Source organism: Sinorhizobium sp. 8-89 (assembly GCF_030124325.1).
In the GTDB taxonomy this organism is placed as follows: Bacteria; Pseudomonadota; Alphaproteobacteria; order Rhizobiales; family Rhizobiaceae; genus Sinorhizobium.
In genome coordinates, this window is the sequence record NZ_JASKLR010000011.1 from 48,311 (window position 1) to 69,937 (window position 21,627).

Genomic DNA, 21,627 nt, shown 5'->3' on the forward strand with positions numbered 1-21,627 from the left:
ACCAGATGGTAAAAAAATTGCCGGCACGGTTTGTAGAAAAACCGAAGCGGGCAAGATTGGGGATCGCAGGGCCAATATGGATAATATTGCCATCGAATTGCGTGGGATCGACAAGAGTTTCGGCCCCGTCCACGCCAATAAGAATATCAACCTCAAGGTTCGCAAGGGCACCATCCACGGCATCATCGGTGAGAACGGCGCCGGCAAATCGACCTTGATGTCGATCCTCTACGGCTTCTATCAGGCCGACAGCGGTGAGATCATCGTCGATGGGCGGCCGGTTACGATCCGCGACCCGAATGCGGCAATCGCCGCCGGCATCGGCATGGTGCATCAGCATTTCATGCTGGTCGAGAACTTCACCGTGCTCGAAAACGTCATGCTCGGCGCAGAAGACAGCCAGATCCTCAACAAGGGCATCGCCAAGGCACGCGTCGAGCTCAGGCGGCTCGAGAAGGAATATGCGCTCGAGGTCAATCCGGATGCGCTGATCGAGGAACTGCCGGTTGGTCTCCAGCAGCGCGTTGAAATCCTGAAGGCGCTCTATCGCAAGGCCGACATCCTGATCCTCGACGAGCCGACCGGCGTGCTGACGCCGGCCGAAGCCGACCATCTCTTCCGCATTCTCGAACAGCTGAAGGACCAGGGAAAAACGATCATCCTCATCACGCACAAGCTTCGCGAGATCATGGCGATCACGGACGAGGTTTCCGTGATGCGTCGCGGCGAAATGGTCGCAACCCGCACCACGAGCGAGACGTCGGTGGAAGAACTCGCGGAACTGATGGTGGGCCGCCGCGTGCTGCTGCGCGTCCAGAAGGGGGAGGGCACGCCCGGCGATGTGAAGCTCTCGGTTCAGGGCCTGACGGTCAAGGACAGCCGCGGCGTGACCATGGTCGACAACGTCTCTTTCGACGTCCGGGCGGGCGAGATCGTCGGCATCGCCGGCGTCGCCGGCAATGGCCAGTCGGAACTGCTCGAGGCGATCGCCGGAATCCGCAAGGCAACGACGGGAACGGTGCTTCTGAACGGCAAGTCCGTCGATGTAACGGGCCATAGGGATCCCGCTGAACTCAGGGCTCGCGGGCTCGCGCATGTGCCGGAAGATCGGCATCATGTCGGCCTCGTGCTGAAGTTCGAGGAGAGCGAAAACGCGATCCTCGGCTACCATCATGACTCTAGCTACTCGAACGGCGTCTTTCTGAATATCGACGCCATCCGCAAGGATGCCGAGGAGAAGATCGCAAAATACGACATTCGCCCACCGAACGCGCGGTTGAAGACGGCCAATTTTTCCGGCGGCAATCAGCAGAAAATCGTGCTTGCGCGGGAAATGGAGCGCGGGCCGGACGTGCTGATCATCGGTCAGCCCACCCGCGGCGTCGACGTCGGCGCCATCGAATTCATTCACAAGCGGATCATCGAGATGCGCGACCAGGGCAAGGCCGTCCTGCTCGTCTCCGTCGAACTCGATGAGATCCGCGCGCTTTCCGACCGCATTCTCGTGATGTTTGCCGGACGTGTCGTCGGTGAACGCAGCCCCGATGCGACCGAAGGCGAACTCGGTCTGCTGATGGCCGGCGTCGAAGGCCGCAAGGAGGCCGCAGAATGAGCACCCCGTACGCAAAGCTTCCGGGCTGGGTCGAATACGGTCTGGTCCCGCTGATCAATCTTGCCGTTGCCTTCGTCGTCGCCGGGCTGGTCGTTCTGCTCGTCGGTGAAAATCCGTTCGAGGCCGCCTATCATCTGATCAATGGCGCCTTCGGTCGCGGCGAATATATCGGCTTCACGCTCTACTACGCGACAACCTTCATCTTTACCGGTCTTGCCGTCGCCGTTGCGTTCCACTGCGGGCTCTTCAATATCGGCGGCGAAGGACAGGCCTATGTCGGCGGCATCGGCGTAGCGCTTGCCTGCCTCTGGCTCGACCAGACCATGCCCTGGTACGTGGTCTTCCCGCTCGCGATCATCGGATCGGCTTTCTTCGGCGCGCTCTGGGCGTTCCTGCCCGGATGGCTGCAGGCGAAGCGCGGCAGCCACATCGTCATCACCACCATCATGTTCAATTTCATCGCTTCGAGCCTGATGGTCTATCTGCTGACGCGGGTCCTGAAGCCGCTCGGATCGATGGCGCCGCAGACGCGCACCTTCGCCGAAGGCGGGCAACTGCCGAAACTCGACTGGTTGCTGTCCATCTTCGGATTGAACATCGGCACGGCGCCGTTCAACATTTCCTTCCTGCTGGCGCTGGCTGCGGCCTTTGCCGTCTGGGTGCTGATCTGGCGTACGAAGCTCGGCTACGAGATGCGGACCATGGGCCACAGCCCGTCGGCCGCCCGCTATGCCGGCATTCGCGAAAGCCGGATCACCGTCATCGCCATGATGATTTCGGGTGGCCTTGCCGGCATGATGGCGCTGAACCCGATCATGGGTGAGCAGTTCCGCATGCAGCTCGATTTCGTCCAAGGCGCAGGCTTCGTCGGCATCGCCGTCGCGCTGATGGGGCGTTCGCATCCGGGCGGGATCATCCCGGCCGCGATCCTTTTCGGCGTGCTCTACCAGGGCGGGGCGGAAATCGCCTTCGAGATGCCGTCGATCTCGCGCGATATGATCGTCATCATCCAAGGCCTCGTCATCCTGTTTGCCGGCGCGCTCGAAAACATGTTCCGGCCTGCGATCACGCGCGCCTTTGCCATGCAGGGCCGGCGCGCGGCCGCCGTGGCGCAGACCAAGGGAGCTTGATGCCATGGATTTCTTCCACGTCCTCGTCGTGCTCCTGGAATCGACGATCCGGGTTTCCGTTCCGCTGGTCTTTGCTGCGCTCGCCGGGCTCTTCACCGAGAGGGCCGGCGTCTTCGACATCGGCCTCGAAGGCAAGATGCTGGGTGCCGCCTTTGCCGCCGGCGCGGTCGCCGCCGTGACCCAGTCGGTCTGGATCGGCCTGCTTGCCGCGATCCTCGTTTCGATACTGCTGTCGCTCGTCCACGGCTATGCCTCGATCACCCAGCGCGGCAACCAGATCGTCTCGGGTGTTGCGATCAACTTCATCGTTGCCGGCTCCACCGTCATCCTCGGCGAAGCCTGGTTCCGCCAGGGCGGCCGCACACCGGCGCTTGCCGAAGGCGCACGCTTCCAGACGATCAACTTTCCCTTCGCGGATGCGGTGAGGGACGTGCCGATCCTCGGTCCGATCTATGCGGACCTGCTTTCCGGCCATTTCCTGCTCACCTATCTTGCCTTCGCGATGGTGCCCGCTAGCTGGTGGATCCTCTATCGCACCCGCTTCGGCCTGAGGCTGCGCGCCGTCGGCGAGAATCCGGGCGCCGTCGACACCGCCGGTATCTCGGTGATCTGGCTGCGCTATCGCGCGGTCATCTGCTGCGGCATTCTCTGCGGCTTTGCCGGCGCGTATCTTTCGCTGGCGATGACGGCGGGCTTCGTCAAGGGCATGACCGCGGGCAAGGGTTATATTGCGCTTGCCGCCCTCATCTTCGCCAAATGGCGGCCGAAGAATGTCATGCTTGCCTGCTTGCTCTTCGGCTTCCTCGATGCCCTCGCCATACGTTTGCAGGGCACGCCGCTGCCGCTCGTCGGCCAGGTTCCGGTGCAGCTGATGCAGGCTCTGCCATATATTCTGACGGTCATCCTGCTTGCCGGCTTCATCGGCAAGGCCATTCCGCCCAAAGCGGGTGGCGTACCATACGTGAAGGAGCGCTAACCAAGATGGAGAACGACCTGTTCGTAGCGGCGCGTGACGCCATGGCAAAGGCGCATGCGCCCTATTCCAAGTTCCCGGTGGGCGCCGCCATTCGCGCGGAGGACGGCAAGATCTATACCGGCGCAAATATCGAAAACCTGTCCTTCCCGGAAGGCTGGTGCGCCGAGACGACCGCTATCAGCCACATGGTCATGGCCGGTCAGCGCAAGATCATGGAAGTTGCCGTTGTCGCCGAGAAGCTTGCGCTCTGCCCGCCTTGCGGCGGCTGTCGCCAGCGGCTGGCGGAGTTCTCCGGCGCAAGCACGCGCATCTATCTCTGCGACGAGACGGGCGTGAAGAAAACCCTGGCGCTCTCCGATCTTCTTCCGCACAGCTTCGAAACAGAGATCCTCGGATGAGTGATGCCGCGGAATTCCTGAAGACCAGACTTGGCGGGCTTTCTCCGCGCTACGGAATCGTGCTCGGCTCAGGGCTCGGGGCCTTGGTCGATGCGGTGGCTGAGCCGATCCGCGTGCCCTATGCGGAGATCCCGGGCTTTCCCTTGAGCAGCGTTTCCGGCCATGCCGGCGAACTGGTGGCGGGCAAGCTTGGCGGCGTGCCCGTTGCGATGCTCTCCGGCCGCATGCATTATTACGAGCGCGGCGACGCAAATGCGATGCGCGTGCCGATCGAAATACTGAAGCAGTTCGGCGTCGAAAATCTCATCCTGACCAATTCGGCCGGATCGCTGCGGGAAGACATGCCACCGGGCTCGGTGATGCGCATTGCCGATCACATCGGCTTTTCCGGCTTGAACCCGCTGATCGGCGTCGAAACTGACGATCGCTTCGTCGGCATGACGAATGCCTACGACGCGGAGCTTGCCGAACGGATGCAAAAGGCTGCGGCCCGGCTCGGTATTCCCCTGCAGAGCGGCGTCTACATGTGGTTCTCGGGTCCGAGCTTCGAGACCCCGGCCGAGATCAGGATGGCGCGCATTCTCGGGGCAGATGCGGTCGGCATGTCCACGGTCCCCGAGGTCATCCTCGCGCGCTTTTTCGGATTGCGGGTTGCCGCTGCCTCCGTCATCACCAACTTCGGTGCGGGCATGACCGGCGCCGAGCTCAGCCATCACGAGACGAAGGATATGGCGCCCGTCGGCGGCAAGCGGCTGGCTGCGATCCTGAAAGAGATGATCGCGAGCGAAGCCTGAACGGCGGTCTGACCATGCTCCCACAGGAAGTGATCCGACAGAAGAGGGACGGCGGCCAACTCAATGCAGCGGAGATCGCCGGCTTCGTCAAGGGCATTGCTGATGGCTCCATCTCGGAAGGCCAGGTCGCCGCCTTCGCGATGGCCGTGTGGTTTTCCGGGATGAGCCGCGATGAATGCGTGGCATTGACGCTGGCGATGCGCGATTCCGGCGACACGCTCGACTGGAGTGTCATCGGGCGCCCGATCGTCGACAAGCATTCGACGGGCGGCGTCGGCGACAATGTCTCGCTGATGCTGGCGCCGATCGTTGCCGCCTGCGGTGCCGCGGTGCCGATGATTTCCGGAAGGGGCCTCGGTCATACCGGTGGCACCCTGGACAAGCTCGAAGCCATTCCGGGCTATGATATCCAGCCTGCCCCGGCACTTTTTCGCAAAGTGGTCGATGAGGTCGGTTGCGCGATTATCGGCCAGACAGCGAACCTTGCACCGGCCGATAAACGCCTCTACGCCATTCGTGACGTGACGGCGACCGTCGATTCGGTGCCGCTGATCACTGCCTCCATCCTCTCGAAAAAGCTTGCCGCCGGGCTCCAATCGCTCGTCCTCGATGTGAAGTTCGGCAACGGTTCGTTCCTGACCGACCCGGACGAGACGGAGATCCTTGCGCGCTCGCTCGTGGAGGTTGCCAACGGCGCCGGCGTCCGCACGTCGGCGCTGGTCACCGACATGAACGAGCCGCTCGCGGACGCCGCCGGCAACGCGCTCGAAATCGACAACTGCCTTGCTTATCTGCGTGGCGGGAAGAAAGGCACGCGCCTTGACGCCGTGGTCATGGCCTTTGCCGCGGAAATGCTGGTAGCCGCCGGACTGGCGGCTGATTCGAAGCAAGGGGAAGCGATGGCGCGCCAGGCCGTTGACGGCGGTGCCGCGATGGAGCGTTTCGGCCGCATGGTCCATCGGCTCGGAGGGCCGGCCGATTTTGTCGACCGGCCGCAGACCTATCTGCAAAAAGCGCCCGTGGTGGTGGCCGTGGAGACGCGCCGGGATGGCCATCTTGCGGCTTGCGAGACGCGCGAACTGGGCATGGCGGTCATTGCACTCGGCGGCGGAAGAACCCGTCCCGACGAAAGGATCGACCATGGCGTCGGTCTTTCTGGTTTGCGCCCGCTTGGAACGAAGGTGAGCAAGGGCGAGCCGATTGCATTCGTTCATGCCACCGATCGGGACACGGCCGAAGACATCAGGAAAAAGGTGGCTGCGCTCTATACGATCGAAGACCAGAGACCGGATCCGCGTCCGGTCATCGTCGCCCGCATCACCTGACGAGATGCAGGGCGCCGTTCTCCGCACGGTAGGACGATAGCCGGCTTAAGAAACTCATGCCGACGAGCATCCCGGACAGTGCCTTGTCGGGCAGGACCATTGCGTCGACACCCTTGAGCGCGATGCTGCCGATCTCGACGCGATCCAGGCGGACGTAGGCCGCCTCGACAATCCCGTTGGCGGTCTGCGCCCGCGCATTGAACGCGAGGCTGCCGACGGAAATGCCGAAGCGACGCGCGGCTGAGACGTTGATCGCGATCGTGCTCGCGCCCGTATCGACGAGACCCCTCTCCGAGCGCCCATTGATGCGAAACGTGCCGAAGAAATGACCGGCGGCATCCGCTTCGAGAACGATGCTTTTGCCGCTCGCATATTTGGCGGCGGTAACGGGCGCGGCACGCGGAACGCCCTGCGTCGTTGTCTCGTTCTGTCGTTCGAGGTAGCTGGAGGCGAGATCGGAAACGACCAGCGCGACGAGGGCGAGGCCGCCGACAATGGCAAGCAGACGTGTGATCATTGCGCAGGCTCCCGCTTTCGTGCGGACCCGTGTTGTTGCGCACGCAAGGAGCCACACGCGATCTATCTGAGCAGCCGATCGCTAACGGGAGGCAAAAAAGCCGCCGGAAAGCCGGCGGCCGCGCATATGCCTGATGATGTGGTTAAGAAAAGGAAACTATTTGGTCCCGTACATGCGATCACCGGCGTCACCCAGGCCGGGCATGATGTAGCCCTTTTCGTTGAGGTGGCTGTCGATCGAGGCGGTAAAGATCGGCACATCGGGATGCACGCCTTGAAAATTGCGGATGCCTTCCGGAGCCGCGAGCAGGCAGAGGAAGCGGATGTTCCTCGCACCGCGCTCCTTCAGCTTGTCGATCGCCGCAATCGAGGAATTGCCGGTGGCAAGCATCGGGTCGACGACGATGACGAGCCGCTCCGAGAGGCTTTCCGGCGCCTTGAAATAATACTCCACCGGCTGCAGCGTCTCGTGGTCGCGGTAGACGCCGATATGTGCGACGCGCGCCGAAGGCACGAGTTCGAGCATGCCTTCGAGCAGGCCGTTGCCGGCGCGCAGGATCGAGGCAAAGACAAGCTTCTTGCCTTCGAGAACGGGGGCATCGACCTCCTGCAGAGGCGTCTCGATCCGCTCCAGCGTGAGTTCGAGGTCGCGCGTCACCTCGTAGCAGAGCAGCGTCGAGATCTCGCGAAGCAACCGGCGAAAGCCTGCAGTCGACGTTTCCTTCTTACGCATGATGGTCAGCTTGTGCTGCACAAGCGGATGATCGATCACTGTAACGCCGTCCATGGCTCACCTTCCCGCAAAATTTCGATATCCGCCCTCTTTTCCATGGAAAGGGGCGAAGCTGCAAGGGTGTTGCAGCGCTCGGGCCGACCTTACCCCCGCAGGGGCGTGTCAGATCGCGGCCAACAGTCGCTGCCTTGTCGCCTCGTCGACGAAGGCAGCCTCGATCGCGGTTCTCGTCATCCGATTTATCTCCCTGTCCTCGAAGCCCATGACGTGAGAGGCGATCTCGTATTCCTGCGCCAGCGACGTGTGGAAGAAGGGCGGATCGTCGGAGTTGAGCGTGACGCGCACGCCGGCTGCGTGCAGGGCCTTGAGAGGATGCGCGGCGAAGTCCGGGAAGACTTGCAGCGAAATATTGGAGCCGGGGCAGACTTCCAGAACGACGCCCTCGTCCGCGAGCCGTTTTACGAGGTCCGCGTCCTCGATCGCCCGCACACCATGGCTGATCCGCGATGGCCGCACGTGATCCAACGCGTCGCGCACGCTGAAGGCGCCGGAAAGTTCGCCGGCGTGGATCGTAAGTCCGAGATCCGCGTCGCGGACGATATCGAAGGCGCGGGAAAATTCGGCGACGCTGTGCATCCTTTCCTCGCCCGCCAGATTGAAGCCCGTGACGAGCGGATGCCGCAGCCTGGCCGCATATTCCGCGGTCCTGATGACTGCCTCCGGTCCCAGATGGCGGATGCCGGTGATCAGCATGCGCGATTCGATGCCGGTCTTCGCCTTCGCCGCGTCCATACCGGCGGCAAGACCTTCAATGTAGGCGTCGGCACCGAGGCCGATCGTATTGCCGTGGTCCGGCGAAACGATGATTTCGCTGTAGATCGTGCCGGCTTCGGCGAGCTCCGTCAGATAGGCCTCGGCGAGAAGCGCGTAGTCGCCTTCAGTTCGAAACAGCGACGCGACGGCGTCGTAGCACCTGACGAAACTGGTGAAGTCCTCCCAGACATAGGCCTTGTCGCGGATGATCGCGCTGGTGTCGATTCCGTATTTCCTGGCCTGCCGCAATGCGAGTTCCGGCGGCGTCGCGCCCTCGATGTGGCAATGCAGTTCGGCTTTTTTCAAATGAAGGGTCAAATAAGGCTTCTCCCATGCGGGCCGGGGGCGATACCGAGATGTCTGGCGACCGTCTCGCCGATATGTGCGAAAGTGTCGGCGACGCCAAAGGAGCGGCTGCGCAAGGACGGGCCGAACATCAGCACCGGCACGCGTTCGCGCGTGTGGTCGGTCCCGCGCCAAGTCGGGTCGCAGCCGTGATCGGCGGTCAGGATGACGATATCACCGGGTTTGAGGCGCCGGTCGAGGTCCGGTAGGCGTGCATCGAAGGCTTCCAGCGCCGCGGCGTAGCCCGGCACGTCGCGGCGATGACCGTAGAGCATGTCGAAATCGACGAAATTGGTGAAAACGAGATCGCCGTCCTCCGCCTCTTCGATTGCCGCGAGGCTTGCGTCGAAGAGTGCCATGTTTCCATTGGCCTTGGTGAGCTTCGTCACCCCCTGATGGGCGAAGATATCGCCGATCTTGCCGACGGCATGCACGCCGCGCCCGGCTTCTTTCAGTCGGTCGAGGACCGTCGGTTCCGGCGGTAACACCGAGTAGTCGCGGCGGTTGCCGGTGCGGGTGAAATTCTGCGGATCGTCGCCGACGAACGGGCGGGCAATGACGCGGCCGATATTGTAGTCGTCGACCAGCCGGCGGACCACCTGGCAAAGCTCCAGCAAGCGATCGAGCCCGAAGCTCTGTTCATGCGCGGCGATCTGGAAGACGGAATCGGAGGAGGTGTAGCAGATCGGTTTTCCGCTCCGCACATGCTCCTCGCCGTAGCGGGTGATGATATCGGTGCCGGACGCGTGGCAATTGCCGAGAATGCCCGGGATATTGCCCTCGCGGCAGATCGTCTCGACGAGCTCGGCGGGAAACGCATCTCCCTCAGATGGGAAATAGCCCCAGTCGAACATCACCGGCGTCCCGGCGATCTCCCAATGGCCGGACGGGGTGTCCTTGCCGCGCGAGGTTTCGCTGGCGGCGCCGTAGACGCCGTAGACCCGCTCCGGCAGCGGCATGCCGGCCGGCAGACGCCCGGTCGCGAGCTTCGCTGCATGCATCAGCCCGAGGGCGGACATGTTCGGCAGTTGCAGCGGCCCTTCGCGCAAACCCGCGCGATCGCCCGCGCCGGCGGCGCAAAATTCTGCGATATGGCCGAGCGTGTCAGCCCCAAGGTCGCCAAAGGCCTCCGCGTCCGGCGCATTGCCGATGCCGAAGGAGTCGAGGACGAAGAGGAATGCACGCGCCATGGAACACCCGGTTATCCGGATGCGTCGTGGAGAACCGCGATCCGGTGCTGCCTGCTGCGCGAGAGCGGTCCCGCGCAATCCGGGAGGAATAGCGCGGCGAGGCGCGCATTGCAATTGAAGGAGTTAAGACAGCGTCAGCAGTCCGTGCACTTGATCGTCTCGCCAAAGCGCTGGCGATAGTAGGACGTCTTGGAAAGATCGATCGTCTTCAACGTGCTGTTTTCGAGCCCCGGTGCAAAGAGCAGGAGATCATGCGGGACGACGAGTTCCGTACGCACCACGAAGGCGTTCACGGCGTCGAGTTCGGCGGGGACGGTGGCTATGGAGTCGACGGCATAGGGCATTGCGCCGTTCTGGTCGCGTGACCATACGACTTTTCCGCTGGTCGTGCCGGTGACCTGTATGCCCGTGATCTTCAGCGTGTAGCCCGTGCTGTTGTACGGGGCCATGATGCTCAGCGCGACATTCTTCATGTTGTCCAGCAGGGTTTTGTTGACGTCCGTCTGCTGCGAGACGATGTCCGAGACGGCGCTCGATGCGCGCGCAACCTTGCGGGCCACGGTGAAGCCGAGAGAGATCTCGAAGGATCCGATATAGAGCATGATCAGCAACGGCGCGACGATCGCAAACTCCACGCCGCCGACGCCGCGCCGGTCGCGAATGAGCGCTGACAGCGATGCCGAAACGCGCCGGGCAAACGAAAATCCATGCAAGCGTCTCATGGCGTCCTCAGTAATTTTCGTTGCGGAATGTGGCGGTTGCTATCATCAGGAAATCGCGAGGCATGCTGCTGCCGGCGGGGCGCAGGTCCGTGACATAGGGCCGGACCAGATCGGTAATGACCTCCCATCGATAGTAGGCGCGCACCATCGTAAAAGCGCCGGCGCCTCCCGGCGCGAATTTGAAGCCGCTGGTGTCAAGATCGGAGGATGAGGAAGAACCGACCCTTGGAACCGCGGGCGGAAACTGCGTGAGGTCGGTGATGTTGCGGACATCGATGTAGAGTTTGTCGCGCTCTGCCGCCTCGGTCGCCGAGCAGGGCATAAGGATAGCGATCTCGTCGCAGAAAGCCTGGCGGAATTCCGTCTCCGTCATGTAACCGGGCTTGCTGCTGTCCTCGAAGGTGATCTCACCGGTGCGGATTTTTCGCGCCAGCGTATCCGTCGCGTTGGCGAGCAGTTGTTCGCCGGCAAAAGCGACGAACGTTTCGATCGACGCGAAGACGATCACGAAGAAAGGAAGGGCCAGGAGCGCGAACTCGATCGCGGTCGCGCCCTTTCGGTCGCCGCAAAAACGGCGAAACAGGCCGCGACGCGCGCGGTTCCTCAAAGATGTCTTTCGCTCAGCCGCCATTGCGCCGTTCCGTCATGCAACGTCCGATCGGCGAAAAATAAAGCGGGATTGTTGAAATTTCGTTTGCGACAACCGGAAGAATTTTAGCGATCTTGAATTCTTTTCCGTTGCACTAGTTTGTGCTTGCCGCCGATGCCTGGCGTTCGGCATGGCGCTCGCAATTGGGCGTGCAGGAAAGGACCGTACGCGAGGTCTGCTTGTAGACACGCACCGTATTGCCTTCGTCGATCGACACCAGAATGCGTTCGTCGACAATGGCATTTCCATCCTGATCGAGGATGACGAGATTGGTCGTCCCGAAGTTGCGCCCCGTCAGCACGATCGTCTTTGCGTCCGCGACGGTGGCATCGGCAACTTCGGAGTTGCCGATGATCACCTTGCTCACCGGTCGGTCGAGCTTCAGCACGCGCGCGTGATCCATATAGACGCGCATCATGTCGTCCTCAGCGCGCGCCGCGACCGGCACGGTGACCGCGAGGAGGGCAGCGCCTGCAAATGTGAGCGTAACGATCCGCTTCAGCGGTAGGGACGTGTTCATGGCGCTTCCTGATGACGCTATCCGGCGCATCTTCGCTTCTTTTGGTGAATGAAACGTTACGCAGATGCGGGGCAATTTAAGGCGTCCCCTTCTTGAGCATTTACCCAAGAAATCGGGATGGCAGCTTAACTTCACGATAACCGGTTTCCTTAAGCCGATGGCAATTAGCCCCCGCTAATTTCAGGGCATCCGATCAACGGCAAACAGTTGGCGGAAGTGCTGAACAACAAACACGTGAAGTAGGAGAATCACCATGAAGACGATTTTCGCACGCCTGCTGAAGGACGAATCCGGTGCGACGGCTATTGAATACGGCCTGATCGCAGCCCTGATCTCCGTTGCCCTGATTACCGGCGCGACGTCGCTCGGCGGAACGCTGAACACGCTCTTTGTCGATCTGGGCACCAAGATGACCACCGCGGAAGGCAAGTTCTAAGCGGCAATAACCAGTCAGCTACGAATGCGGCGGGCCGCTTCGACTGGAATGGCTTCGTGTCATCTGACCAGCGGCAAGCGTTTGGTGGAAAATGCTGAACAACAAGTGAAGTAGGAGAATCACCATGAAGACGATTTTCGCTCGCCTGATGAAGGATGAATCCGGTGCAACAGCAATCGAGTATGGACTGATCGCAGCCCTCATCTCCGTTGCTCTGGTCGCCGGCGCGACGACACTTGGCGGAACACTGAACACGCTCTTTGTCGATCTCGGCACCAAAATGACCACTGCCGAAGGTTCGTTCTAAGCCACGGCAATCATTCCAGCTATGAGTGCGGAGAGTCGCTTCTTCTGGAGCGGCTCTCCTGTTTTATGAAGGCCATGCTTGTCAGGGCTGTGCCGACTGCTGGTGATGAATTTGGAGCGAATGAACAACAGTCTGCGTTCGTTCCGATGGAGATGACGTCATGATAGCCGCATGCATATTGGTCATTTTTCCGTTTTGTCTCGCCTTTGCGGCCTTCACCGACCTCTTCACAATGACGATTCCAAACCGGGTGTCCGGTATTTTGTTTTGCGCTTTCGTTGCCGTTGCGCCGCTCGCCGGGCTCGGTATTGAGCAGATCGGAATTCACATCATGGCGGCGACGTTGGTCTTCGCTGTGTGTTTCTGCTTATTTGCTGTCAAGGTTATGGGCGGTGGCGATGCCAAGCTTTTGACCGCAAGTGCCATATGGTTCGGCCTCAACGCCTCGCTCGCGATGTTCCTTTTTTACGTATCCATTTTTGGTGCCATCTTGACGCTCGTCGTCCTGTTTCTGCGCAAGCAGGAGAATGCGATCCTCGCAACCGGCGTACCGGTTCCGCACCTGCTTCTGACAGCCAAGAAGATTCCCTACGGCATCGCCATCGCCCTCGGCGGCTTTGCGGCCTACCCTTCATCGCCGCTGATGCGGGTCATGTTCGCGCAGCTGTCGTGAGGATGTGGCTTGCGGCCAAATAAATCAGCCCCCGCAAGCATTCGTTAACCACGTCCGTTCCCGGCTCGTTAACCATAATTACACCAATTCCTGATCAATCTCACCAAGGGGCATTTCTTGGGGCTTGGGGACGATCATGAAACCGGTGCGCATCATCATTCTGGCGGTGGCCGTGACCTCGGCTGCCATGGCCGGGCTGCTTGCGATGAAGCTGACCCGTGGTCCCGCGCCGCAGATGGCAGAACCCCTCATCGAACAGGCGCCGACCGTCAACGTGCTCGTTGCCAGCAAAAGCCTGCCGGTCGGCTCGCGGCTTGCAGCCGACTCGATCCATTGGATGGCCTGGCCGAAGGACGGCATCGTCGATGGACTGATTACGGAAGAAAACCGACCGGGTGCGGTCGAAGACCTCTCCGGTGCCGTCGTGCGCCTGCCGATCTTTACCGGCGAGCCGGTCCGCCAGGAAAAAATCGCCGACTCGTCGAGCCGCATCATGTCGTCGCTGCTGCCCGCCGGCAAACGGGCCGTCGCGACGGAAATCACCGTTGCTACCGGCGCCGGCGGCTTCATCCTGCCGAACGATCGCGTCGACGTCATCATGGTCCGCAAATCCGAAGGCGACGACATCTATCTGACCGAGACTGTGCTGAGCAATGTCCGCGTGCTGGCGATCGATCAGCAGGTGGCGGAGAATGAAGACGGTTCGAAATCGGTCGTCGGCACGACCGCCACACTCGAACTGACGCCGGATCAATCCAAGGTCATGACCGTCGCGCAGCAGATGGCCGAGCGCATTTCGTTGGCGCTTCGCAGCGTCGCCGATGCGCAGGAAGCCGATACGAACGCTGCGGACTACCTTTTGAGCGGCGACGGTCAGCCGAGCATTCAGGTCATCAAGTCAGGCTCCATCGTCAAGAGCGATGCTGCCGCCGTCCAGAACCAGAAGTGAAGATCGAACGGGGCGCAAGGTGAAGCGGAACGGAAACATATTTCGGACGTCGATCGCAGCCGGTCTGTCGTTCTGCCTGACGTTCTCGGGCATGGCGCTGCCGGTGATGCCCGCGGCCGAGGCGGCCGCATCGTCGGTCGTCAGAATCGCGGATAGCGGTCCGGGCGTCAAGAAAACGATCAGTCTCGGCCTCAACAAGGCCGTCGTCGTCGATCTCCCGACGGATGCCCATGACATTCTGGTGGCCGATCCGTCGCTTGCCGACGCCGTCACCCGCACCTCCCGGCGCATCTACCTATTCGGCAAGGCGGTCGGCCAGACGAATATTTTCGTCTTTGGGCCGAATGGCGAGGAAATCGTCAGTCTCGAGGTCGCGGTCGAGCGCGATGTCGCCGGCCTCGAAACGAACCTGCGGCGCTTCATTCCCGATGCGGACATCAAGGTCGAAATCATCTCCGATAACGTCGTCCTCACCGGCACCGTCCGCACGCCGCTCGACTCCACCAAGGCCGTCGATCTGGCGCGGGCCTTTCTGAAAGGCGGTGAGGCCACGACCCGCAACATCACCGCCCAGGGCAACAACGGCGATGCCGACATTTTCGCCGAGGACCGGCAAACCTCGCAGATCGTCAACTTGCTCACGATCGAGGGTGAGGACCAGGTAACCTTGAAGGTCACCGTCGCCGAGGTCAGTCGGCAAGTGCTGAAGCAGCTGGGATTCAATACCGCCGGAGCCGGCAGTTGGGGCTCCATTGACTTCCGCAATCCAGCTAATCTCGGCAATGCCATCGGCATCGACCCGACGGCCACCATCGGCAAGACGATCGGCAGCACTATCATTGAAACCTACGTCAACGCGATGGAGCAAGCGGGCGTCATGCGCACGCTGGCCGAGCCGAGTCTGACGGCGATTTCCGGTCAGGAGGCCAAATTCTACGTGGGCGGCGACTTCCGCCTTGCCAGCGGACAGGAGACCTCACGGGAAATAGACGAGGATACCGGAAGGCCAAAGACGACCGTCGAGCGCGAGGTCACGGACGTCGAGTACGGTATCCGGCTGAACTTCAAGCCCGTCGTTCTCGGCCCCGGCCGCATAAGCCTCGCGGTTGAGACGGAAGTATCGGAACCGACCTTTGAGGGCGCTGTCGTAAGCGGCGACAAGCTCACCGACATTCCGGGTCAAACCTTCCTCGGCATCCGTCGGCGTGAAGCCTCGACCAGTGTCGAACTGCCGTCGGGCGGGTCGATCGTCATAGCCGGCCTCGTCCAGGATAACATCCGTCAAGCGATGTCCGGCCTGCCGGCCGCGTCGAAGATCCCGATTCTAGGGACTCTGTTTCGAAGCAAGGATTTCGTACGCAACGAGACGGAACTCGTCATCATCGCCACACCCTATCTGGTGCGCCCCGTCGCGCGCGCAGCACTCTCGCGTCCCGACGACAACTTCAACCCGGCCAACGATCTCGAGAGCTTCTTCCTCGGTCGCGTCAACCGGATTTACGGACACCCGGAGGTGGCGGCACCGGTCGGTCGTTATCACGGCAATGTCGGCTTCATCTACAAATAGGTCGGGTCATGAAAAACCGAAGCGCAGCGCAGAACAGTCCTGAAAGGCAGACCCGGATGTCCCTCGACCGAAGCCGTTTCTTCGCTCGCGCAGCGTCTCGTGCGGCAGCGCTCGCCATCGTCGCCGCGCTGCTTGCAAGCTGCGGCACCAAGGACAAGCTGGCGACCGGCGCGATCCCGGACGATTATCGCACACGGCACCCGATCGTCCTTGCCGAGGCCGAGCGGACGATCGACATTCCCGTCGCCTCCGGAGACACGCGGCTGCCGCAGGGGACTCGCGACGTCATCCGCGGATTTGCCGCGGAATACCGCCACGCTTCGAGCGGCGTCATCCAGATCATGCTGCCGCGCGGCTCAGCCAACAGCCATGCCGCCCACGCTGTCCGCAAGGATATCCGCCGTCAGCTGGCGGCGGTCGGCGTGCCGGCGAAAAGGGTGATCGAAACGAGCTACGAAGCCGGTGCAACCGGCGACGCGGCGCCTATTCGCCTGAGCTACGTCGCGATTGCCGCACAGACCGCTCCCTGCGGCGAGTGGCCCGAGGATCTGACGCTCAATACGCTGCAAAACCGCAACTACTACAATTTCGGCTGCGCCACGCAATCCAATCTCGCCGCCCAGATCGCCAATCCGACGGATCTCATCGGTCCGCGCCAGATGTCGCCGATCGACGCTGAGCAACGTGGCGAAGTGATCAAGACGTGGCGCGGCACGGAGACGGATAACGGCGGCACGACGGTCATCTTCAATTGATGGACCCCCAGGGAAAAGCGATGAGCGCCATTGAATACAATATCGACAGCGGCGGAGCGGCCGACCTTTCCGTCGACGCCGCGCGCCCGGGCGATCTCGATCAGTTGAGGCCGCTGCCGCGCATTTCGATCCACGCGTTTTGCGAGAGCGACGCCGTGCTGCGGCTCATGGAGCGCTGCGGTCAGGATCGCCGCATGGCGAAGGTCAGCCTTCGGATCACCGGCGGCAGCGTTGCCGCTGCCGCCAACATGTTCGCCAGCGTATCGACCCCGAACCTGATCATCCTCGAAACCAGCACAGAGCCGCGCTCGCTGCTTGCAGAACTCGCACCGCTGGCGGAAGTCTGTGATCCGAGCACCAAGGTCGTCATCATCGGCCGCTACAACGACATTGCCCTCTATCGCGATCTGATCCGCAACGGCATTTCCGAATACATGGTCGCTCCGGTGTCGATGGCGGATGTCCTGACGGCGGTTTCGGCGATCTTCGTCGATCCGGACGCCGAGCCGCTGGGTCGAAGCCTTGCCTTCATCGGCGCAAAGGGTGGTTGCGGCTCGTCGGTGATCGCCCACAATTGCGCCTGGGGCATTTCCAATCTGTTTTCGACGGAGACCATTCTCGCCGATCTCGATCTGCCCTACGGCACGGCGAACATCGATTTCGACCAGGACCCGCCGCAGGGCATTTCGGAGGCGGTCTTTGCGCCGGACAGGCTGGACGAGGTCTTCCTCGACCGTCTTCTGACGAAATGTTCCGAGCATTTGTCGCTGCTCGCAGCACCCTCGATGCTCGACCGCGCTTATGATTTCGAAGCCGGCGCCTTCCATCCGATTCTCGAAATTCTCCAGCGCAGCGCGCCCGTCTCTGTCCTCGACGTGCCGCATGTCTGGTCCGACTGGACCCGTTCGGTTCTGGCGGAGGCCGACGAGGTGGTGGTGACGGCCGTTCCGGACCTGGCCAGCCTCAGAAACACGAAGAACCTCTTCGACGCGCTGAAGAAAATTCGTCCGAACGACAGGGCGCCGCACCTCATCTTGAACCAGGTGGGCATGCCGAAACGGCCGGAAATCGCACCGAACGAGTTCTGCGAGTCGCTCGAGCTCGAGGCCGCCGCCATTATCCCGTTCGATGCGGTTCTCTTCGGCAACGCCTCCAACAGCGGACGCATGATCGCGGAGATCGACAGGAAGTCTCCGGCCGCCGAAACCTTCTCGCAGCTCGCACATCTGCTGACCGGACGCGCGACCATCAAGAAGGCGCGCAAGGGAGGGCTCGGCAAGGTGCTCGCCCGGCTCCGCGGTCGATAGCGTCGTCCAATGAAGCAACCGGATTGAAGTGATGTTTGGCAAACGCGGAAATGAAGGTTTTGGCAAGGCTGGCGCGGTGAGCCCTGTGCCTCCGCCGCCCATGCCGGCCGCACAGCCGGCTGCTGCGGAGCGATCGGTGGCACCCGTTCTCGCCGAACCCGTCGTCGCCCCGGTCCGTCCGCAACCCGCGGCTCCGCCGGCACGCCGTCGCGCGCCCCGGGCCGAGGACTATTACGACACCAAATCGCAGGTCTTTTCCGCGCTGATCGACACGATCGATCTCTCGCAGCTCTCCAAGCTCGACACCGAAAGCGCGCGCGAGGAAATTCGCGATATCGTCAACGATATCATCACCATCAAGAATTTCGCGATGTCGATCGCCGAGCAGGAGGAACTGCTCGATGACATCTGCAACGACGTGCTTGGATACGGGCCGCTGGAGCCGCTGCTTGCGCGTGACGACATCGCCGACATCATGGTCAATGGCGCCGGTCAGACATTCATCGAAGTCGGCGGCAAGGTGCAGGAATCGGAAATCCGCTTTCGCGACAACGCGCAACTGTTGTCCATCTGCCAGCGCATCGTCAGCCAGGTGGGCCGGCGCGTAGATGAATCGAGCCCGATCTGCGACGCGCGCCTGCCCGATGGATCGCGCGTGAACGTCATCGCCCCGCCTTTGGCAATCGACGGCACGGCGCTCACGATCCGCAAGTTCAAGAAAGACAAGCTGACGCTGGAACAATTGGTGCGTTTCGGATCGATCACGCCGGAGGGCGCCGTCCTCCTGCAGATCATCGGCCGCGTCCGCTGCAACATCGTCATTTCCGGCGGTACCGGTTCGGGCAAGACGACGCTGCTCAACTGCCTCACCCGCTATATCGACAGCGACGAACGAGTCATCACCTGCGAGGATTCGGCCGAACTGCAACTGCAGCAACCGCATGTGGTTCGCCTCGAAACCCGCCCGCCGAACATCGAGGGCGAGGGCGAGATCACCATGCGCGATCTCATCAAGAACTGCCTGCGCATGCGCCCCGAACGCATCATCGTCGGCGAAGTGCGCGGCCCTGAAGTTTTCGACCTGTTGCAGGCGATGAACACTGGTCACGACGGCTCGATGGGCACGATCCACGCCAACACGCCGCGCGAATGCCTGAGCCGCATGGAATCCATGATCGCCATGGGCGGCTATACGCTGCCGGCCAAGACCGTTCGCGAAATCATCGCGGGCTCGGTCGATGTCATCATCCAGGCCTCGCGCCTGCGCGACGGTTCCCGCCGGATCACGCATGTTACCGAAGTGGTCGGCATGGAAGGCGACGTGATCATTACGCAGGACCTGATGCGCTACGAGATCGACGGCGAGGATGCCAATGGCAGGATCATCGGCCGGCATGTTTCGACCGGTATCGGCCGACCGCATTTCTGGGACCGCGCGCGCTATTTCAACGAGGACAAGCGGCTCGCCGCAACGCTCGACGCGATGGAAAAGAACTAGAGGAATTCCAGGAAGACTGTAACGGCTTTCCGGCCGGATTGCGTAGTTTCAAAGGGTTAGATCGTTTCCTGTTTCAATGAAACGGTGAAATGAACTGGAGCGGCACGGGCGAAGGCGCGAACGACTTCGTGCCCGCCGAAGCAAAGGAACAGGTCGACGATGTTCGGCATAGACATCACCGTTCTGGCACTGGCTGGCCTCGTCGCGGTTGCGGCGGCGGCGCTCGCCTACGGTGTGCTGTTCTCGCGCATCGAGAACGAGAAGAAGGCGGAAGGTCGCTTCCGCCGGGTCAGCGCCGCCGAAACGGATCGGACCAAGATCAAGGCGGCGCGCGATCGCGTCAACGAGATGTCGAAGCGGCGCAAGTCAGTTCAGGACTCTTTGAAGGAACTCGAAAAGAAGCAGCAGGAAAAATCTGCGAAGGCTGCGCCATCGATGAAGACTCGTCTGGCACAGGCGAACCTCTCGATATCGGTGACGCAATTTTATCTTTTCAGCGCTCTCTTTGGCGTTTTCGCTTTCCTGCTTGCATTGATTTCCGGCACCGGGCCGCTTGTTGCCGCAGGCATCGCGCTGATCGCGGCGGCCGGCCTGCCGCGCTGGATCGTCGGCTTCATGATCAAGCGGCGCTGCAAGAAATTCCTTGAGGAATTCCCGAATGCGCTCGATGTCATGATCCGTTCGATCAAGTCCGGCCTTCCCCTTAACGACGCGCTGCGGCTGATCGCCAGCGACGGACAGGAGCCGGTCAAGACGGAATTCCGTCGTGTGGTCGATTCCCAGCAGGTCGGCCTCACCGTGCCGGAAGCCTGTGCCCGCATGACGCAGGGCATTCCTCTGCCCGAAGTGAATTTCTTCGCCATCGTGATCGGCATCCAGGCACAGGCAGGCGGCAACCTCTCGGAAGCGCTCGGCAATCTCTCCAAGGTCCTGCGCGAGCGCAAGAAGATGAAGGCGAAGGTCAATGCGCTCTCCATGGAGGCAAAGGCATCCGCCTGCATCATCGGTGCGCTCCCCTTCATCGTCGCGACGCTCGTTTATCTCACGTCGCCCGACTACATGATAATTCTCTTCACCGACCCGCGCGGCCACCTCATCATGGGTGCTTCCGCCGTCTGGATGAGCATCGGCATCTGGATGATGCGCAACATGATCAATTTCGACATTTGAGGTTGGAGCGCTAGCGGTGGATGCCTGGGTTAAAACACTGACCGATCCGAACATCATAATCGCCGCTCTGGTCTCGATGGCGGTGCTGGCGACGTTCTATTCGCTTGCCGTCCCGTTCTTCGAACGGGGCGACCTGACGAAGCGCATGAGATCGGTGGCGACCGAACGCGAATTCATTCGCGCCCGCGAGCGCGCGCGGCTGAATGCCGAAGCCGCCAGCGGCAGAGGAAGTCTGCGGACGCAGAACAACACCTCGGTGCGCCAGATCGTCGAGCGGCTGAACCTGAAAAAGGCGCTCGTCGACGACAACACCGTCAACCGTTTGAAAACAGCAGGCTATCGATCGCAGAACGCGCTCAATACCTTCCTTTTTGCTCGGTTCTGCCTGCCGTTTCTGTTTCTCATCGTCGCTGTCGTCTATATTTTCGTCCTCGGCAACTTTGCCGACAAGCCGCTCATGATCAGGCTGCTGTTCGCCGTAGGCTTCGCTTATCTCGGCTTCTATGCGCCGAATATCTTCATCGTCAATGCGATCTCCAAACGCCAGCATTCGATCCGCCGCGCCTGGCCCGATGCGCTGGACCTGTTGCTGATCTGCGTCGAATCAGGAGTCTCCATGGAACTTGCCATGCGCCGCGTGGCCGACGAGATCGCAGCGCAATCCCCGCCGCTGGCGGAGGAGCTGGTGCTGACGACGGCGGAGCTTTCATTCCTGCCGGACCGGCGCGTCGCGCTCGAAAACCTCGGCCTGCGCACCGGCATCGACGACGTGAAGTCGGTGACCCAGGCCCTGATCCAGGCCGATCGCTACGGCACGCCGGTGGCGCAGGCCCTGCGCGTGCTGGCCCAGGAAAGCCGCGACCAGCGCATGAATGCGGCGGAAAAAAAGGCGGCCGCGCTGCCGCCGAAACTCACGGTGCCGATGATTCTTTTCTTCCTGCCGGTTCTCGTCGCCGTGATCCTCGGCCCGGCCGGCATTCAGGTGGCGGACAAATTTTAGAAAGTCCGCGTTGCAAGGGGTAAGCGCGCGTTGCTCCAGATCTTGCTTGTCGTCGCTGTAAACGCTGCCTGCGCGCGGAGGCTCGCATTGGGCACCTGCCGGCCAGGCGTGCGAGATAATGGGGCGCCGCCCACCAATGCGGCATCCTCGGGCTCGAGGATCCAGTCGCAAACGCTGTTCCTGCATGCCGTCCATCCGACCGGGCGTGACCTGTTTTTCGAGTTCTTGCGACGTTGCGCCTG

The 21,627-nt window shown here is 61.7% G+C and carries 23 protein-coding genes; 16 read left to right on the plus strand and 7 right to left on the minus strand.

From position 1 onward, the window contains the following. Positions 1 to 76: 76 nt before the first annotated feature. From QN219_RS20225 to deoA, 6 genes are read left to right on the plus strand one after another with little or no spacing between them, the layout of a single operon-like run. The gene (locus QN219_RS20225; RefSeq protein WP_284001658.1) at positions 77 to 1,612 is read left to right on the plus strand and encodes an ABC transporter ATP-binding protein; all 1,536 of its coding nucleotides are present in this window, start codon (positions 77 to 79) and stop codon (positions 1,610 to 1,612) included. Then, the gene (locus tag QN219_RS20230) at positions 1,609 to 2,742 is read left to right on the plus strand and encodes an ABC transporter permease (protein ID WP_284001659.1); all 1,134 of its coding nucleotides are present in this window, start codon (positions 1,609 to 1,611) and stop codon (positions 2,740 to 2,742) included. The genes QN219_RS20225 and QN219_RS20230 overlap by 4 nt, the downstream gene beginning before the upstream one ends. A 4-nt stretch (positions 2,743 to 2,746) precedes the next feature. Beyond that, the gene (locus tag QN219_RS20235) at positions 2,747 to 3,718 is read left to right on the plus strand and encodes an ABC transporter permease (RefSeq protein WP_284001661.1); all 972 of its coding nucleotides are present in this window, start codon (positions 2,747 to 2,749) and stop codon (positions 3,716 to 3,718) included. Positions 3,719 to 3,723: 5 nt separating this feature from the next. Beyond that, positions 3,724 to 4,116, plus strand: coding sequence for a cytidine deaminase (locus QN219_RS20240; RefSeq protein ID WP_284001662.1), 393 nt, complete (start codon positions 3,724 to 3,726; stop codon positions 4,114 to 4,116). Then, the gene (locus QN219_RS20245) at positions 4,113 to 4,910 is read left to right on the plus strand and encodes a purine-nucleoside phosphorylase (protein ID WP_284001663.1); all 798 of its coding nucleotides are present in this window, start codon (positions 4,113 to 4,115) and stop codon (positions 4,908 to 4,910) included. Before QN219_RS20240 ends, QN219_RS20245 begins: the two co-directional genes overlap by 4 nt. 8 nt (positions 4,911 to 4,918) lie before the next feature. Beyond that, positions 4,919 to 6,235, plus strand: coding sequence for a thymidine phosphorylase (gene deoA / locus QN219_RS20250; RefSeq protein WP_284001838.1), 1,317 nt, complete (start codon positions 4,919 to 4,921; stop codon positions 6,233 to 6,235). Here deoA and QN219_RS20255 read toward each other — a convergent pair. The 7 genes from QN219_RS20255 to QN219_RS20285 all read right to left on the minus strand — a co-directional run bounded on the left by QN219_RS20255 (position 6,228) and on the right by QN219_RS20285 (position 11,723). Continuing rightward, positions 6,228 to 6,752, minus strand: coding sequence for a TIGR02281 family clan AA aspartic protease (locus tag QN219_RS20255; protein WP_284001664.1), 525 nt, complete (start codon positions 6,750 to 6,752; stop codon positions 6,228 to 6,230). The two genes, deoA and QN219_RS20255, sit on opposite strands and share 8 nt — an antisense overlap. Positions 6,753 to 6,908: 156 nt before the next feature. After that, positions 6,909 to 7,538 carry a uracil phosphoribosyltransferase gene (upp, locus tag QN219_RS20260; protein WP_173511417.1) on the minus strand — a complete coding sequence of 210 codons (630 nt, stop codon included), beginning with the start codon at positions 7,536 to 7,538 and terminating at the stop codon, positions 6,909 to 6,911. Positions 7,539 to 7,646: 108 nt separating this feature from the next. After that, on the minus strand, positions 7,647 to 8,615 hold the full coding sequence (locus QN219_RS20265) for an adenosine deaminase (protein WP_284001665.1): 969 nt from the start codon (positions 8,613 to 8,615) through the stop codon (positions 7,647 to 7,649). Beyond that, positions 8,612 to 9,832: a phosphopentomutase gene (locus QN219_RS20270; RefSeq protein WP_284001666.1), complete on the minus strand. Its 1,221-nt coding sequence runs from the start codon at positions 9,830 to 9,832 to the stop codon at positions 8,612 to 8,614. The genes QN219_RS20265 and QN219_RS20270 overlap by 4 nt, the downstream gene beginning before the upstream one ends. Positions 9,833 to 9,966: 134 nt before the next feature. Then, positions 9,967 to 10,554: a pilus assembly protein gene (locus QN219_RS20275; protein WP_284001667.1), complete on the minus strand. Its 588-nt coding sequence runs from the start codon at positions 10,552 to 10,554 to the stop codon at positions 9,967 to 9,969. 7 nt (positions 10,555 to 10,561) lie between these two features. Further along, positions 10,562 to 11,185: a pilus assembly protein gene (locus QN219_RS20280; protein ID WP_284001668.1), complete on the minus strand. Its 624-nt coding sequence runs from the start codon at positions 11,183 to 11,185 to the stop codon at positions 10,562 to 10,564. Between the two features lie 112 nt (positions 11,186 to 11,297). Further along, positions 11,298 to 11,723, minus strand: coding sequence for a pilus assembly protein N-terminal domain-containing protein (locus QN219_RS20285; RefSeq protein ID WP_284001669.1), 426 nt, complete (start codon positions 11,721 to 11,723; stop codon positions 11,298 to 11,300). A gap of 253 nt (positions 11,724 to 11,976) precedes the next feature. Here QN219_RS20285 and QN219_RS20290 point away from each other — a divergent pair, with 253 nt between their 5' ends. The 10 genes from QN219_RS20290 (at position 11,977) to QN219_RS20335 (ending at position 21,385) form a co-directional block, all read left to right on the plus strand. Further along, on the plus strand, positions 11,977 to 12,159 hold the full coding sequence (locus QN219_RS20290; protein ID WP_269279724.1) for a Flp family type IVb pilin: 183 nt from the start codon (positions 11,977 to 11,979) through the stop codon (positions 12,157 to 12,159). 124 nt (positions 12,160 to 12,283) lie between these two features. After that, a complete protein-coding gene (locus QN219_RS20295; protein WP_284001671.1) occupies positions 12,284 to 12,466 on the plus strand; it encodes a Flp family type IVb pilin in 183 nt (60 codons plus the stop codon). A gap of 160 nt (positions 12,467 to 12,626) precedes the next feature. After that, positions 12,627 to 13,139: a prepilin peptidase gene (locus QN219_RS20300; RefSeq protein WP_284001672.1), complete on the plus strand. Its 513-nt coding sequence runs from the start codon at positions 12,627 to 12,629 to the stop codon at positions 13,137 to 13,139. A gap of 136 nt (positions 13,140 to 13,275) precedes the next feature. Further along, positions 13,276 to 14,088, plus strand: coding sequence for a Flp pilus assembly protein CpaB (cpaB, locus tag QN219_RS20305; protein ID WP_284001673.1), 813 nt, complete (start codon positions 13,276 to 13,278; stop codon positions 14,086 to 14,088). 91 nt (positions 14,089 to 14,179) lie between these two features. Next, positions 14,180 to 15,655 carry a type II and III secretion system protein family protein gene (locus QN219_RS20310; protein WP_284001841.1) on the plus strand — a complete coding sequence of 492 codons (1,476 nt, stop codon included), beginning with the start codon at positions 14,180 to 14,182 and terminating at the stop codon, positions 15,653 to 15,655. A gap of 56 nt (positions 15,656 to 15,711) precedes the next feature. Further along, a complete protein-coding gene (locus tag QN219_RS20315; RefSeq protein ID WP_284001674.1) occupies positions 15,712 to 16,410 on the plus strand; it encodes a CpaD family pilus assembly protein in 699 nt (232 codons plus the stop codon). 20 nt (positions 16,411 to 16,430) lie between these two features. Further along, entirely contained in the window at positions 16,431 to 17,717 is a 1,287-nt protein-coding gene (locus QN219_RS20320) for a CpaE family protein (protein WP_284001675.1), read from the plus strand. 31 nt (positions 17,718 to 17,748) lie between these two features. Continuing rightward, on the plus strand, positions 17,749 to 19,215 hold the full coding sequence (locus tag QN219_RS20325; RefSeq protein ID WP_284001676.1) for a CpaF family protein: 1,467 nt from the start codon (positions 17,749 to 17,751) through the stop codon (positions 19,213 to 19,215). 159 nt (positions 19,216 to 19,374) lie between these two features. Continuing rightward, positions 19,375 to 20,385 (plus strand): type II secretion system F family protein, encoded by a 1,011-nt coding sequence (locus tag QN219_RS20330; RefSeq protein ID WP_284001677.1) that lies wholly within the window; start codon positions 19,375 to 19,377, stop codon positions 20,383 to 20,385. Positions 20,386 to 20,461: 76 nt separating this feature from the next. Then, positions 20,462 to 21,385 carry a type II secretion system F family protein gene (locus tag QN219_RS20335; protein ID WP_289624210.1) on the plus strand — a complete coding sequence of 308 codons (924 nt, stop codon included), beginning with the start codon at positions 20,462 to 20,464 and terminating at the stop codon, positions 21,383 to 21,385. The last annotated feature ends 242 nt before the right edge of the window (positions 21,386 to 21,627 follow it).

What these genes read in the sequence shown, in the direction of transcription:
- QN219_RS20225 (WP_284001658.1), top strand. Translation starts at nt 77, where the DNA reads ATGGATAATATTGCCATCGAATTGCGTGGGATCGACAAGAGTTTCGGC.
- QN219_RS20230 (WP_284001659.1), top strand. Translation starts at nt 1,609, where the DNA reads ATGAGCACCCCGTACGCAAAGCTTCCGGGCTGGGTCGAATACGGTCTG.
- QN219_RS20235 (WP_284001661.1), top strand. Translation starts at nt 2,747, where the DNA reads ATGGATTTCTTCCACGTCCTCGTCGTGCTCCTGGAATCGACGATCCGG.
- QN219_RS20240 (WP_284001662.1), top strand. Translation starts at nt 3,724, where the DNA reads ATGGAGAACGACCTGTTCGTAGCGGCGCGTGACGCCATGGCAAAGGCG.
- QN219_RS20245 (WP_284001663.1), top strand. Translation starts at nt 4,113, where the DNA reads ATGAGTGATGCCGCGGAATTCCTGAAGACCAGACTTGGCGGGCTTTCT.
- QN219_RS20255 (WP_284001664.1), bottom strand. Translation starts at nt 6,752, where the DNA reads ATGATCACACGTCTGCTTGCCATTGTCGGCGGCCTCGCCCTCGTCGCG.
- upp (WP_173511417.1), bottom strand. Translation starts at nt 7,538, where the DNA reads ATGGACGGCGTTACAGTGATCGATCATCCGCTTGTGCAGCACAAGCTG.
- QN219_RS20270 (WP_284001666.1), bottom strand. Translation starts at nt 9,832, where the DNA reads ATGGCGCGTGCATTCCTCTTCGTCCTCGACTCCTTCGGCATCGGCAAT.
- QN219_RS20275 (WP_284001667.1), bottom strand. Translation starts at nt 10,554, where the DNA reads ATGAGACGCTTGCATGGATTTTCGTTTGCCCGGCGCGTTTCGGCATCG.
- QN219_RS20280 (WP_284001668.1), bottom strand. Translation starts at nt 11,185, where the DNA reads ATGGCGGCTGAGCGAAAGACATCTTTGAGGAACCGCGCGCGTCGCGGC.
- QN219_RS20285 (WP_284001669.1), bottom strand. Translation starts at nt 11,723, where the DNA reads ATGAACACGTCCCTACCGCTGAAGCGGATCGTTACGCTCACATTTGCA.
- QN219_RS20290 (WP_269279724.1), top strand. Translation starts at nt 11,977, where the DNA reads ATGAAGACGATTTTCGCACGCCTGCTGAAGGACGAATCCGGTGCGACG.
- QN219_RS20295 (WP_284001671.1), top strand. Translation starts at nt 12,284, where the DNA reads ATGAAGACGATTTTCGCTCGCCTGATGAAGGATGAATCCGGTGCAACA.
- QN219_RS20300 (WP_284001672.1), top strand. Translation starts at nt 12,627, where the DNA reads ATGATAGCCGCATGCATATTGGTCATTTTTCCGTTTTGTCTCGCCTTT.
- cpaB (WP_284001673.1), top strand. Translation starts at nt 13,276, where the DNA reads ATGAAACCGGTGCGCATCATCATTCTGGCGGTGGCCGTGACCTCGGCT.
- QN219_RS20310 (WP_284001841.1), top strand. Translation starts at nt 14,180, where the DNA reads ATGGCGCTGCCGGTGATGCCCGCGGCCGAGGCGGCCGCATCGTCGGTC.
- QN219_RS20315 (WP_284001674.1), top strand. Translation starts at nt 15,712, where the DNA reads ATGTCCCTCGACCGAAGCCGTTTCTTCGCTCGCGCAGCGTCTCGTGCG.
- QN219_RS20320 (WP_284001675.1), top strand. Translation starts at nt 16,431, where the DNA reads ATGAGCGCCATTGAATACAATATCGACAGCGGCGGAGCGGCCGACCTT.
- QN219_RS20325 (WP_284001676.1), top strand. Translation starts at nt 17,749, where the DNA reads ATGTTTGGCAAACGCGGAAATGAAGGTTTTGGCAAGGCTGGCGCGGTG.
- QN219_RS20330 (WP_284001677.1), top strand. Translation starts at nt 19,375, where the DNA reads ATGTTCGGCATAGACATCACCGTTCTGGCACTGGCTGGCCTCGTCGCG.
- QN219_RS20335 (WP_289624210.1), top strand. Translation starts at nt 20,462, where the DNA reads ATGGCGGTGCTGGCGACGTTCTATTCGCTTGCCGTCCCGTTCTTCGAA.